The organism is Agrobacterium tumefaciens (genome assembly GCA_025559845.1).
Lineage (GTDB): Bacteria > Pseudomonadota > Alphaproteobacteria > Rhizobiales > Rhizobiaceae > Agrobacterium.
Genome location: CP048472.1, coordinates 75,560 through 88,746, shown reverse-complemented (window position 1 = coordinate 88,746; position 13,187 = coordinate 75,560). Strand labels below are relative to the sequence as shown.

8 protein-coding genes and 5 pseudogenes are annotated in these 13,187 nt (G+C 53.7%); 5 read left to right on the top strand and 8 right to left on the bottom strand.

Annotation, left to right across the window (positions count from 1 at the left end; genetic code table 11):
• The first annotated feature begins 112 nt into the window (after nt 1-112).
• Both FY156_29685 and FY156_29680 read left to right on the top strand, forming a co-directional pair.
• Nucleotides 113-355, top strand: coding sequence for a hypothetical protein (locus FY156_29685; protein ID UXS05721.1), 243 nt, complete (start codon nt 113-115; stop codon nt 353-355).
• 462 nt (nt 356-817) lie between these two features.
• Nucleotides 818-1,528 carry a hypothetical protein gene (locus FY156_29680; protein ID UXS05720.1) on the top strand — a complete coding sequence of 237 codons (711 nt, stop codon included), beginning with the start codon at nt 818-820 and terminating at the stop codon, nt 1,526-1,528.
• Nucleotides 1,529-2,699: 1,171 nt separating this feature from the next.
• Here FY156_29680 and FY156_29675 read toward each other — a convergent pair.
• Nucleotides 2,700-2,873, bottom strand: a pseudogene (locus FY156_29675) (transposase).
• A 580-nt stretch (nt 2,874-3,453) separates the two neighbouring features.
• Here FY156_29675 and FY156_29670 point away from each other — a divergent pair.
• Both FY156_29670 and FY156_29665 read left to right on the top strand, forming a co-directional pair.
• Nucleotides 3,454-3,773 (top strand): annotated as a pseudogene (locus FY156_29670) (HipA domain-containing protein).
• Nucleotides 3,774-4,075 (top strand): annotated as a pseudogene (locus FY156_29665) (HipA domain-containing protein). It abuts the pseudogene before it with no gap.
• 96 nt (nt 4,076-4,171) lie between these two features.
• Here the strand turns inward: FY156_29665 and FY156_29660 are convergent.
• From FY156_29660 to FY156_29635, 6 genes and pseudogenes are all read right to left on the bottom strand, one after another.
• Entirely contained in the window at nt 4,172-4,606 is a 435-nt protein-coding gene (locus tag FY156_29660) for a hypothetical protein (protein ID UXS05719.1), read from the bottom strand.
• Between the two features lie 900 nt (nt 4,607-5,506).
• Complete coding sequence (locus tag FY156_29655; GenBank protein UXS05718.1) at nt 5,507-6,445, bottom strand: hypothetical protein; 939 nt, start codon at nt 6,443-6,445, stop codon at nt 5,507-5,509.
• A gap of 710 nt (nt 6,446-7,155) precedes the next feature.
• A pseudogene (locus FY156_29650) lies at nt 7,156-8,264 on the bottom strand (IS110 family transposase).
• 275 nt (nt 8,265-8,539) lie between these two features.
• Nucleotides 8,540-9,715, bottom strand: coding sequence for a cytochrome P450 (locus tag FY156_29645; GenBank protein UXS05717.1), 1,176 nt, complete (start codon nt 9,713-9,715; stop codon nt 8,540-8,542).
• Between the two features lie 76 nt (nt 9,716-9,791).
• Nucleotides 9,792-11,051 carry a cytochrome P450 gene (locus tag FY156_29640; protein UXS05716.1) on the bottom strand — a complete coding sequence of 420 codons (1,260 nt, stop codon included), beginning with the start codon at nt 11,049-11,051 and terminating at the stop codon, nt 9,792-9,794.
• A gap of 2 nt (nt 11,052-11,053) precedes the next feature.
• The gene (locus tag FY156_29635) at nt 11,054-11,398 is read right to left on the bottom strand and encodes a hypothetical protein (protein UXS05715.1); all 345 of its coding nucleotides are present in this window, start codon (nt 11,396-11,398) and stop codon (nt 11,054-11,056) included.
• 153 nt (nt 11,399-11,551) lie between these two features.
• Here FY156_29635 and FY156_29630 point away from each other — a divergent pair.
• Nucleotides 11,552-12,064: pseudogene (locus FY156_29630) on the top strand (IS21 family transposase).
• A gap of 125 nt (nt 12,065-12,189) precedes the next feature.
• Here FY156_29630 and FY156_29625 read toward each other — a convergent pair.
• Nucleotides 12,190-13,173, bottom strand: coding sequence for an aldose 1-epimerase family protein (locus FY156_29625; protein ID UXS05714.1), 984 nt, complete (start codon nt 13,171-13,173; stop codon nt 12,190-12,192).
• Nucleotides 13,174-13,187: the final 14 nt, after the last annotated feature.

The following is a 13,187-nucleotide window of genomic DNA, read 5'->3' as shown; positions in this document are numbered from 1 at the left end:
TACAGCAGGCTTATTCGGTTACATTTGAAACCAATCTTTGGTCTCCTGTAATCATTATACTGCTGATGGACTGCACATATCGTCGGTAAGCTTACATAAGGAGTACGATGACATGGGGCACCAAAAGAAATCAGACAAGCGCCTGGGCTACTCGCATCTGCGATTGGCAACTATCGACGGCGTATCCCTGCCTGATCTACAACTATCGCCCGACCGGCAGCAGCGCCCAACTTCGACGAAGAGGTCCTTTTTCGAGCAACTGCTCTTGGATTTTGCGTTCGGTTGCGAACTATTTTATCCGATCCAGCTATACGAGCATCTTGCAACGCGCGAGGGGGAAGACCAAGAGCGCTGACTCGCAAGTGAGAATAACGATTCGATAGATTTGGGAGAAATCCAACCAGCCGCCGCGCTCCTGGTTTGAAACCCAAGTCCATTGGATTTCCAAGTGCCACGATGAAAATTGTCGCCACGCTGGACGAAAACCAACGTGGTATCTCACTCGTCAACACCTGCAAATTCCAACTATAGGTCGGCGAGTGGACGGAGGATATCATGGACAACATCAATGCGACGCAAGCAAAGAACGGCTCGGGCACCTAGGCTTCAACAGGTGCGAACCTGCGCGGCAGGAACATCAAAAGATGGTGAGAAAGTCAATCGGGAACCTGACCGGTATACGGTGCGCCCAAGGCGCAGGCCAGATCTTGCTGCCGGTATCATATATGCTGACAACGCGCGCTCGCCTCCCAAAATCAACGCAATTTGACCGCAGGGTTCGCCCATCAAATTTGCTCCACAAAGGATTTCATTCTCCGTGTCATTATGCCCTTCGAAATGCTTTCGCATCGCCGCACTTGCAGCGGCCTCCATCGTGCTGGGCACCCAGATCGCAATTGCGCAAGAACCGTCTATAGGGTCTCAGTGGTTGAACACGCCGGCATCTCGAGTGGAAGCGCTTGCGGTTCTCCAGACCTTGAATGCCAATCTCCTGAGTAACGCCAGTGCTACGTTGACCCTTGACCGCTGGTGCGCCGGGCACAAGCTCGCACCGGAAGGTTCCAAGATCCTAGCTCAGCGTGTGCGCGGGCAAGCCAAGCCGGCCGATGATCACATCCGTGAACTACTGACCGTCGGACCCGACGAGCCGATCGCTTATCGCCGCGTTCGCCTGGTCTGCGGCGACCGCGTCTTGTCCGAGGCCGACAATTGGTATGTGCCGGCAAGATTAACGGCCGAGATGAATCAGGCATTGAATACCAGCGATATCGCGTTTGGCAGAGCCGTTCTGGCTCTCAATTTCACACGCACCAATCTATCTGCCAAGTTACTCTGGTCTCCTCTATCAGAAGGCTGGGACATGGACGGCTTGATTGCGTCTGGAAGGGGATCTCCTACCCTGCCGCCATTCCTGCTCGAACATCGTGCTGTGCTGAAACTTCCTGACGGCACGCCGTTTAGTACCTTGGTAGAAAGTTACACAAGCAAAGTATTAGACTTTCCGGTTCCACGCTCGCTTGCTCAGTAGTGTTTTGCGACGGCTACCGGATTCACTGCTCGAAAGAGAACGGATCGATACGAGTCATCCAGATCGCTTTTCAAGCTCAGGAGCTCGCTATAAAGGCGTGCTGCACAGGATCGGTTCGTCGTAACCGTGTTGAACAGCTGGCTGAAAACATCTTTGAGCGGGGCTGGCCATTCTGCCGCGCTCGCCCCTCGCATCATTCATGAACGGGCTGTCTTGGACGGCTGGCACTCATGTTCCCACGATACGTCAATAGGTCCCCAGTCGGATTGCAGAAACTGTTCGCGCCGCTATCGGCCAGCGGCTCCATCTCCTTACAAGAAACGCGAACGCAATTAGCAACGAAGAGGAACCCTATTTTTACAATGGCAGGTTGGTGCATCTGATATTGTTTGATCTAAAGCTAGATGAGGTCGGTTGTGCGTCGCGGACCGGTGCCTTCGCTGAAAGCAGCAAGGTGTGGAACTGGTGCTGCGTGATCTTAGAGCAATAGCGTTACCCGGCATGCAGCGGACGACGCGCTGCGCCTTAACTGCTTGTTTTTCTTCCCGTCCTAGAAATGCGGAGGCAACACGGATAGTTGTGGTTATCGGGAAAAACGATCAGGTTCAAAAACCTTTATGGAATGGGCGATTAATCGGGCCGAGGAGATTGTGTCGGCCAGGGACTGGATTTGCTGCGCTCGACATCCGAAGGTCATCGATGGAGCACCGATTATTGTACCATGCGCCTGACTAGTGCGATTATTGAAGCGCTGATCGAAGCTCGCAATTTTGAGCAGGCGCCGTTCGAAAACGTTCAAAAGAACTGATGGCCAGCCGCCAAGCGCAGCTTGTGCTCTATTTAGCCAAACTAATTGAGGGTCGGGGGATCTATTGAATATTAGCCCTGTCACCAAAGGTTAAGTTGGTGACAGGGCGTATCGCTGACACGGGGTGGCGATAGTGTCAACGACCAGGGCAAAATGCCAATACCCCAAAAGAAGTCCGATGAACATCCGCTCTGATCGCAAGGTTCATGCGAAATATGCGACCTGCTATCCAAGAAACCTTGGCGTCCGGATCATGAGTACAACCTTGGCGACATTTTTTGCGCATTTAAACCGGACGTTCGGTGCTCAAGCGCTTAGCTTCCTCGGTCCGAAGCGCATTGGGCCGGTCAGTACTCACTTGCCTATCCATTTCCAAAGGAGGTTGGCATTGACCCCATGTTCGAGCGCAAGTCTCGATACCGATGCCCCCGGCTCAAGGCAGGCTGCGACAAGCCGCTCCTTCGATACCGGATCAAAACGACGTCGCCCGTTCCGGCCTATAAGCCTCACACGCAGTTTCTGATCATCTTCCATGATTTGGCGTCCACCTCATTTTAGGTGGACACCAAATGCCTCAGCTCATTCAACGGAAAAAGGTGCGGGGTATTGCGCGCTTACCCTAAACCGCACCCGCACTTGGCGACTTGCGAGCTGAAAAATTCGTGAGATTATCTGCCGTTTCCAATGGATTGCCGAATGGCAAGTGCGTCGCGAATTCGGCGAGCAATTCAGGCGGAAAATGAGTTTTTCGTTCGGCATTGCATCCAACGCCGAGAGAGCCTTGTGGGATGCCAGTCTGCTGCTTTTCTCCCTTCGTAGATCAGCCTCCAATATGGCTCCGGCTCTACCACTTGGGCCTGGTCGGCCGAACCGCTTTCACGATACATTTGCGATCGCACCCTCGTCGAGGCAGGGATTCGTTGAAGGATGCGGAAAGAAACCTCATGAATTGAGCTTTCATTGCTATCACCCGCAATTATGCCGCTAAGATGAAGGCCTGCAGCTCATCTTTGCCCCAGGCTCCTCCCTTGGCGATGCCTGCCCGAAGGCCTCGGTCATCGACCAACATGGTCGACTCTCAATCGCGAAATTCCCGAAGGAGACCAACGACTACAGCATGGAGAGCTGGGAAGAGATCGCGCTGCGGCTGGCCGGCCAGGCAGGTATCGCCACTCCTCGGCACGAGTTGATCGACCTCGCCGGCAAGGCCGTCATGTTGTCGCGACGCTTCGATCGCGAGGGGCGATCCGCACCCCGTTCCTGTCGACGATGGCGACGATGGGCGGCGAGCGCGGCAGCTCTCCGGAGATCGTCGATGCCCTTGCTAAACACGGCGCCCAAGGTAAGACGGACGCCCATGTCCTCTATCGGCGTGTCGTCTTCCATGTGCTGATTTCCAATGTCGACGATCACCTGCGCAATCACGGTTTCCTGTGACTGGGAAAGGCGGACTGGTCGCTCTCGCCGGCATACGACCTCAAACCCGTTCCGACCGATCTGAAGGCTCGGGAGCTGACGGCGAACATCCATCTCGACGAGGGCACCTGCTCGCTCGATCTGCTGGAAGCCGCGTCGGAGTTTTTCGCGCTCTCACGCTGCCGCAGGCCCGCGCGATAATCAAAGAGGTCGCGACCATGACCGCAACCTGGCGCGATACCGCCAAGGCGATCGGCGCCCGCTCAGCCAAGATCAATCGCATGGCCAGCGCCTTTATTTTAAAACGAGCGCTTGCGCTATGACGAGTACCTTTTTCATACTCGAACCACCATCTGCAAATTGCCTCGCCGGGCAGATTAAGCCAACTCTGATTGGCGTCACACAGGAGTCAGAGATCACTATGGAGCGAAGAAACTCAACCCGTGACTGATCGCGCACTTGTAGGCCAAGCTGGTACCTTTTCTCTCGTAGCTTGGCATGTTGAATACGACCATAGTCAGTTCGGCGTCACCGTCCAACCGGATTTGGTAGCGAAGAAACTGAAGAATAGGCTTACCGTCACGATCAATCGTAAAGTGCTGATCCGCAAAAGCGAGGGTGCCGTCAGAAGTGATTCTATACCCATCTATGCGAATGCCTCCGCGCGTCTTCGTCGGCGGTGTATCGTCGGTCCCCGGAGTACACAAACTTAAATCGACCATAACGTCCACTGGCTTGCCGGTAGTCAGTGCAAGCGCAATCTCGGGAAAGGTTGCTAGTACATGACTATCATTGGCAGCGTTTGCAGCCGTAGCCAAAAGTATCCCAAACAGGGTGGGTAGCATAAGTTTCATAGGTGATCCCATTTAGATTGACTAAAAGAAGGTAAGCCATTCCGATACTATGGAATTGCTGTTACGTTGAGCTTTGAGATGAGGAGTCAGTCGCCTAGCAAGCCCTGCCTTGCAGTCGCCCCGTCTGCTTGATGAGAAGCAATCTCTCAGCGCGGACGATGATTCCACTAGGATGGCGTTTTCGGCATCTCCATGTTTCTGTTTGGTATGAAGTGTTGAGGGCGGCGGATTCCCCTGAAGCTCCGAGCGCCATGAGGCGATCCACGCGCTCATTCGCACGCGCTCCGGTGCTTCGAGACATTGCAGTTCACGGACAGCAAAACGCAACCCCGGAGGCGGGCCGCGCCGTTGCACTATCGCCACTTTGAGAATTTTCAGGCCCCGTATTCGCCTGTTTATTTCCGCGCATGGACAAGGCTCCGAAACCGTCCTCTTTTCCAAAGGCTGCACTCAGGGAAGATCGGCTCAATTGATATCCCTTTGCATTTTTTAGTTCAGTGCAGTCGACGTTGCATCACCGTGTTGCACCAGATCGCAACCAGAGGGGTGGGGCCGGATAGGTAATGCTTTCCAACCTAGGCGTTTTAGGCCGCAGCGTGAAACCGGAAAAACCGCTGCGTCTACCATCCCTATCACGTCCGGTTGACACGGCCCCTTCAGACGAACGTAGGGTCGGACGTTTTCAGAAGGATTTCAGAAACGCCGGCGAAAGCTTCATTTGAAACAAATGGGGCCGTACATTCGAGACCTGATGTCCCTTCAGAATTTGCGAGGGAAGTGATACGGGATCAAACAGCATTCGCGTCATGGGGCGGTTCAACTAAAGACGTCCCCAAAAGTCCCGTCAGCGGCAAGACGATGCGATGTGTCAACTTACAACAGCGCGGTGGATCCAGGAAATTATCGCGATAGTCCAGAGCGACTTCTGTCACGTGAAGAAGCGTCTAGCTCGGCTCGCGTACGGTTGTAGACCTCATTGATATTTTTCTCAAAGCTTTCGTTCGTCGTTAGGAGTCCCACTGCATTTGGACCGCCTCTTGCTAACGACGCACTATATCTCTCAATTGTCTCAATTACTGTGTCTACAGCTCTGACCTCAGGCCCCGCCGCGTCCCTATATCGTCTAGGATTTGCGTCCATGGTTTTTTGAACCTCGAAATCGGCTATGGCTCGGCCAAACAGGGGAGACAGCCGCGGACGGCTGCTCCTCTCTTGTTGTATGCGAGCCAGTTGATCCGCATTTAGGTACTTTTCGCCTTGGACCAGCACGTCGACCGCAGGGCATTTCTGGCCCATATTCCAGGTCAAAGGGGGTTCTAGCCGCAAAATTTCGATAGAGCGTTCGATAAGTCGCGTCTTGTTTGCTTCACCAAGATCATTCAAGTGTTTTATGACACTAAGAATTGCGTCGCACTGAGCAGATTCAGGCAAATTGAGTATATTGGTGACAAATCTCGATTTTCCCGCTTCAGACTGGAACTTAAGAATTGGGCCAACGGCTCGCGTTCTGGCCGTCGGAGAGGGTCGGTTCGTCTCCCACTCAGGTAATTGATTTCCGGGAATGACCGTATCGAACACGGTTTTGGCGGAGGCGCCAATTCGTTTCATTCGCGCGTGATATTTTCCGACGGGATCACTTGTAACGGCTTCACGACCTGCACGCCCTGTACGTTCCAGGCTTCCAAGATTTCGTGCCGTTTCTATCGGGTCCTGGGTAGGAATATAAGTTGCCACCTTAGCCAAAAGCTCGGGAGGCATATCCCTATTTGTCGATGTAGAATGGACTTCCGTACGGGACGCTTCGGATTCATCACTTAAGCTTCGTTGGTTGGGCTCCATCGTGCATGCTCCTTCTTTCTCTCAATCGGTCGGAACCTACTGTGATAAAGAGAGAGCCTCAATTTTTATTGTATTACTTTTGCAATTAACAACCTGTGATTCAATTGACCTGGTGAAAATGCACGATGTTGAAGTAGTCATTTTCCGAAACCAAAGCTTGAGTAGTGTCTTAGCGCCGTAGATGGTCACCCTCACGTTTAAGCGCCAAGCGATTCCGATTGCCACAGGCGGAATGATATAAGAAAATAGCTTATGGTCGATCTTATAGAGTAATATTAATCAGACTATAGCATGATTTTTCTCCTAACGCACATGCTGCAGGCTGACTGATTATAAAGAGAATCTTTACATTTCGATTCTCGAATAAGATACCGAACCACGTCGAAACGGTCGCATTCCTGGGGGCAGAACAAGATTAGTGCGAAATTGTACGCTCTCATGAGCGATTTAGGTTTTCCGGGCGCATTTAAACTACCCCGTTTTCGCGAGGTCAGTCAATTGATGCAGCCTGTGCACGGTGCTGGAGATGGCGATCCGAACCGATGGTTATCATACTCTCATCCGCGGATTTTCACCGCCTGACCATATTCGATGCGGGCTTGCCTCTCTCTAAGGACGGATATCTATCCCAACGTAAGTCGAGGGTTCCCTGTTCTTTGGCCGTCATCTCCAGCATGCTGCACAGGCAGAAAGGTGCGGTACGTCTCGGGCTATGCTGGGATCGGCACGTGCCGGGCAATATCCCAGATAAAGCCAGCAAGTTCGCGCGCAATAGCGGTCAGAACACGAGGTTGTGGTTTCCCGGTTTTTGAAAGGTCCCGGTACCGCTTGCACAATCGCGTCTGCGCTTTCCAGCCAATATCTTTAATCTCTTGAGGCTGATGCTGACTGCGCTTCAAAAAAGGATGTCTTTCTCGAGGTGGGTGTCGATACGACAACTAGCTTCAACCATCATGGTTCGGGCCAGGGCATTACCTGTCTTTGTAATGCGCCCCCGTCTGACTGTGCTGCCGCTGGAATGCTCACTTGGCACCAGCCCCAACCAGGCCATGAGCTGGCGTGGATTGTCGAAGCGGTTGATGTCGCCGATCTCTGCGGCCAGTGTCGCAGCGATGATCGTGTTGACGCCGTGCAATGATCGCAGGGCATCGACCAGTGCACCAAAACGCCAATCCTTTACAGCATCTTTAATGGCCTGATCCAACGTGGCGATGCGCTCTTCGATCTGGCGGATGGTTCGCTTCAGTTCCTCAAAAGCCAGTTGCTGATGTGGAAAGCGGAATTTGCGCAGCTCATTGACCCAGCGCCAATGGATTTTGGTCCAGTAAGTAGGTCGATTGTAGCGAAGGCCATGCCGCAGCAGAAAGCTCTGGAGCTGCTGTTTTGCAATCTTCAGCGCATCCAGGGACTGTTTGCGGGTTCGGATCAGATCCCGCATAGCTTCCTGTTCTTCATCCGGTGTCCAGACCGGGGTCAATTCGCCTGCTCGCCACAGCCGCGCCAGCATTTCCGCATCGCGTCGATCGGTTTTGATCCGGTCGCCTGCACGACGAGGGATCATGGCCGGAGAGACGACAGCACAATCAAATCCAAGCTTCGTGAGCAAGCGATGCAGACCGTATCCGCATGGGCCTGCTTCATAGCAGAAGATGGGTTGGGTGTTTGCGGCAACAAGCCGCTTGGTGAGACCTAGAACACTATCTGCAGTATTTTCAATCACACCGTGAAATCGGATCTCTCGATTCCGACCGTCGTCAGCAATGGCGACAGCTATCGTGTCAGCATGAACGTCGAGGCCTACATAAACTATTTTCTCCATGGCTTTTCCCTTCGAAACCAATATTGGCTCAGCAAGGAAAACCTAGCGGCTTTACCGCCAAAAATCGCTCATCTGGTCTAACCGAATTCGTGCATATTTCCCGTAGTTTGCGGCCTGTGCTGGATAAGAAGTTTTAGGGTGAAATGCTATTTAAGACTCAGTTTTGGGAACGGATATCCATCTCGATCATCACTTTCCCGGCCAAACGTACGATTTCGCACTAATCTTGTTCTGATCCCTTTCTACGGCTTAATGCCAAGCGACAGTGGTTACGATTATATAAGCGTAACCGGTAGACTAATCGGTCCGCGGAAGCCGAAGCCGCGCCATTGCACCGCGTCCGGGTTAGTCAGCGTCATGTTCGGAAAACGTTCAAACAGCGTAGGCAACATGATCGCCCCGACGGTTTGACGCGAGATTTGCGCACCGGCACAGTGATGCGGCCCCGAGCCGAAGGACTGGTGCGCATTATTCTGGCGGAAGACATTGAAGCGCTCTCCGTCGTCAAAGACATCTTCATCACGATTGGCAGAGGCTTGGATGGTCATCACGGTATCGCCCTTCGGGACAAGAAAACCGCGAATTTCCGTGTCCTCCAGGACGAGGCGCGAACTCGCCTGGATCGGAGCAACCCAGCGCACGCCCTCCTCGAAGACTTGCCCCCAGCACTGCTGCCTCTTAACCTCCTCGAACTGCTCCGGATTGGTCAGCAATCCATAGATGATCGTGCCAAGAGCGTCGCGAGGCTCGTTGATGCCTCCGCCGACGGCGATTTTGATGTTGGCGTAAATCTGGCTCATGGGTATGGGATCAGACGCGGTCACCATGATCGCGAAAGCCGAGGGGTTCGGTTCCGCCCGGTGCTTTTCGACCAAGTTGTCGAAGAGCCGGTTCATCTCCGCATTGGCTTCGTTTGCCCGCTCGAAAGGCTCAGGCCGCCATCCGAAGTTGCCCGCCCCTTCAATTAGCCGCTGCGACCAACGTATCATTTCTGCGTCGGATGCTTCGCTAATTCCAAGGATATGAGCCAGGATACGGGCAGCCACCGGGCCGCAGATCTCCGCGAACAGATCTACTGTGCTGCCGCGGGAAAGGCGATCAAGATACTCGTTTGCAATGTCCCGATAGATCGCCGCCCAATGCTCCGCGGTCGTTTTGGGAGCAAAGGCCTTAGCCATGGCCATTCTTTCGCGGGCGTGTTCCGCGCCGTCCTTGCGCATTAGAGTATGGGCCTGGAAGGCCGGCTTCATTGGCGTGTTGGGGTCATCCGAACTGAAGCGCCTGGGCTGATCCTTCACCATCTTCGTATCGGAGGCCTTGGTCAGAAACGTTCGCATCACTGAGGCGACCCGCACCACCGGGGTCTGCGCGCGCATTCGGCGATAAATCGGATAGGGATCAAGTGTAAGGTCGTCGATTGTGGTTACGCGATCCACTGGTGCCAATTGCATTGGGAGTTCTCCCGGTTCATTTAATCCTGGCTGTGATACTCAACCTCATCTCCGTCAACCGAACGGAACGGTGACCTCACCGATCGACGCCCAGATTGACTGTCATCCCCGTGGCGCGCCGTGCACCCCCGTGACCTATCATCCGTGGCCAGTCGCCTGTCACCCTAAGGCTCGGCGCGCGGCGCAGAAGTGTTCTAAGTCCTTCTTGCAATTCAATCCGCGCCAGAGCTTCGCCGAGGCACCGATGCACACCCGCGCCAAATCCGAGGTGCCTGCGCATTTGTTTGCGTTTTATGTCAAAAAGCTGAGGATGCTCGTAGTGTCTCTCGTCCCGCAGGCCGGACATGATGCTTAGGGCTAGGAAACTTCCCTTTGGCAATACGTACCCATCCAGATCAATATCTTCGAGCGCCAACCGCGGGAAAGACCCAACTGATGGCTCGAAGCGAAGCCCTTCCTCCACTGCGGCCGCGACGCCGGATTGATCGTGGCATAGAGAGGACCAGACAACAGGATTTTGCAGCAAAAGAGTCGGCAGCATCACCATCGCGTTACGAGTTGCATCGCTTCCGGCGAGTATGAGAAACACCAATTGCATGATCTCCTCGATGGGTGAAAGCGTTCCTTCTTCCCGCACCGCTTTCAAGTAGCAAGAGAGGAAGTCATCGCTTATACGTCGGCTGCGATCCGCTACCACTGCCCGGACATAATCCTGGAGCTCGACGGCAGAAGCCTCAATCTCCGGAAAATCGTCTTCTCCCCACGAAGGACTTAAGCAGCGCGAAACGTTGTAAACAAGTCGTGTGAAGAAAGGTGCATCCCCAAATGGCAAACCAAGTACACTGGCAATCGTTAGCGCAGGCAATTTCGACGCGTACATTTCAGCAAAGTCAAAATCGTCAACTCTCGGTACATCGTCCCACAAATGCTCCGTTAACTTCGTGATCTCCGGGCGTAGCGCGTCGATCATCCGGAATGCAAAGGTCTTCGCAAAGGCTGAGCGCCGTTTCACATGGACCTCGCCGTTTGAAAAGAGCATGCTGTAGCGGATTAAGTCGAAAACGGCGCCGCGGGTTACGCCTCGATTTAACATGAGTTCTGTTTCTATTTGCCTCGTACGAGGATCGGTGCCCAGCAGAAAGATATCATCCGCGCGGAGAACCAAAAAGACGCCGTCCTCCCTCCGAAGGAACGGGCGCTTAGGTCGCCATTCAGCAAAAATTTCATGGCCTTCAGAATCAAGCCTGCTTACAGGAACAGCATCAGGATCGAGCTCTTTTGGCTGCGTGGCGTTTTGAAACTGCTGGTCGGTCCCAGAAATGCTGCTCGTGATCATTTTTACATACTTTCATCGAAGTCGATACCAGAATCGACGTAAACCGTATGGGAATTCAAAGCCTTAGCTTCAATAATAAGCCTTCGGTTTAACGTAGCAACAAAAGATATGTCGACAAATTTGAATCTCGTTTCATCTGTAATATGGTCGAAATTATATTTCCGGCTTTGGTGCTTGAGGCGCTCGTCGCACAGGCCGCAGGCTACCGTCGACCAACTTTGTCCGTCGCGGAATTGGTGGAAAGCTGTAGGGATTGCGCCTAAGTTTGCCGCAAAGGCATTGTCCATTTTAAGCACAAAAGTTAGATGTGCGAATTCCACTCTGAACCCGGCCGCCATTCCAATCATTGACCGGCCACCGTTCCGATCTGAAGCCGGCCACCATTCCTATCAATAACCGGTCAGTTTCCGGCACTCAAGTTCCCCTGGGTCAGCAACATTGGCATGTGTCCCCTCGATATCCACGAGGGGAATTTAATGCCTGCAAAAAGAAAGCTGACCATGCGACACATACGACAAATGCTGCGGCTTGCGGGTAGCGGAACGAGTAGCCGCGAGATCGCTGTAATGCTTGGCATTGCTCGCAGCACCGTGCAGGACAACTTGAAGCGGGCTGCGATGGCAGGGCTGAGTTGGGCCCTCGCCAGCGGCCTGACAGACGATGTTCTCGAGGCCAAGCTCTTCGTTCACCCCGGCGTCAAGCGGGGCCAGCGACTGCGCCAAGAGCCCGACTGGGGACCGCTTTCAATCGAGCTGAAGAAGCCAGGCGTGACGCTGCTGATTCTTTGGGAGGAATACCGCAGCGCCCATCCGGATGGGTATGGATATAGCCGTTTTTGCGAGCTGTTCCGCGGCTTTGAGAAGCGCCTGTCACCGACGATGCGCCAGGAACACATCGCCGGCGACAAAGTCTTCGTTGATTATTCCGGCAAGAAGGTGCCGATTGTCGATCGCAAGACCGGTGAGATCCGCGAGGCGGAACTGTTCCTCGGCATGCTCGGCGCGTCGAGCTACTGTACGAGAGGAAGATCGGTGATCTTGGCGAGTTGCTTCGCAAGCGTGGATTTTCCAGCACCTGGGCAACCGACGATCATGACGCGTTTCATTTCCTGTCCCCGTTTGAGGCCCTACCAGCTCCTTTAGTTGGAACAACAGCAATCGGTCAGTTCAACTTGCAACGAGTTCTTGCAGCTTTCGCCAGGCAGAAGCAAAGGTCTGTCCTGTGCCAGGTCGGTGCGGGGTTCGACGCCGAGCGCAAACACTCCAGACTGATAAGCTCTCCAGATAGCAAGCTTGTTCAGTTGGTCGCGAGTGAACGTCAGGCCGACGGATATGTCGAGTTCACGGTTGCTGACAACGATCGGATCCGCTTCCGGAATCTCTAGGCTATCGACCGAGTCGACGTATTCGCCGTAATCGTCACTTGGCCGAGGTGGATCCACGACCAATTTTGCCGCAAGGAGCTCAGGAAGACCCGTGATCTCGAGGTTCTGATCCAGAAACGGATAGCCGTAGTTCAGGTGATAGATTATTGCATGTCCAGACGGGCGAAACCCCCGGTTTGTCACTGTGTCGTCAATCCGCAGCGCCTGACCAAAGACTGGTAAAGTGATCCTCCGTCTCAGCTCCAGGTTTTCGCCGAAGACACTTGCCTGCCTGACGATCCCCTCACAGAAGATCTCACCGGATTCTGGGTCGACGTCATATCCGACCAATCTTGCTTTTTCGGTCGAGATTCGGCCATGCTGAGGCATGCTTTTCGTCTTCAGGTGCGGATGATTATAGTGGGCAATATCAACTTCCAGAGGACGGCTGATGTGGTCGAGCCCGCATGTCACAAGGAAGCCATCGAAGTTGCGCATGAAAGCCCAGCCGCCTTCGGAGCCTGGATCAACCATTGGAAAACGCATCTGAGTCGGCGAGTTCCAACCAATATTGGTCCCCCTAAACGAAAGGCTGGAAATATCGAAGCCGCGATCCAACGCCACTTCGAACGCAATTCCTGTTGCATTTCGAGCGATCAACAGCCGTTGGCCACGCGCCGGACCGTCCTCGAGGGTCGCCAGCCGGATATCTGCTATGGCTCTTAGGTCGGGTGTTTTCTTGAGAAGTTCGATGTCCATGTCGTCCTCAATTG

Coding starts and splice junctions, on each gene's coding strand:
- FY156_29685 (UXS05721.1), top strand. CDS start 113: ATGGGGCACCAAAAGAAATCAGACAAGCGCCTGGGCTACTCGCATCTG.
- FY156_29660 (UXS05719.1), bottom strand. CDS start 4,606: ATGAAACTTATGCTACCCACCCTGTTTGGGATACTTTTGGCTACGGCT.
- FY156_29655 (UXS05718.1), bottom strand. CDS start 6,445: ATGGAGCCCAACCAACGAAGCTTAAGTGATGAATCCGAAGCGTCCCGT.
- FY156_29645 (UXS05717.1), bottom strand. CDS start 9,715: ATGCAATTGGCACCAGTGGATCGCGTAACCACAATCGACGACCTTACA.
- FY156_29640 (UXS05716.1), bottom strand. CDS start 11,051: ATGATCACGAGCAGCATTTCTGGGACCGACCAGCAGTTTCAAAACGCC.
- FY156_29635 (UXS05715.1), bottom strand. CDS start 11,398: ATGATTGGAATGGCGGCCGGGTTCAGAGTGGAATTCGCACATCTAACT.
- FY156_29625 (UXS05714.1), bottom strand. CDS start 13,173: ATGGACATCGAACTTCTCAAGAAAACACCCGACCTAAGAGCCATAGCA.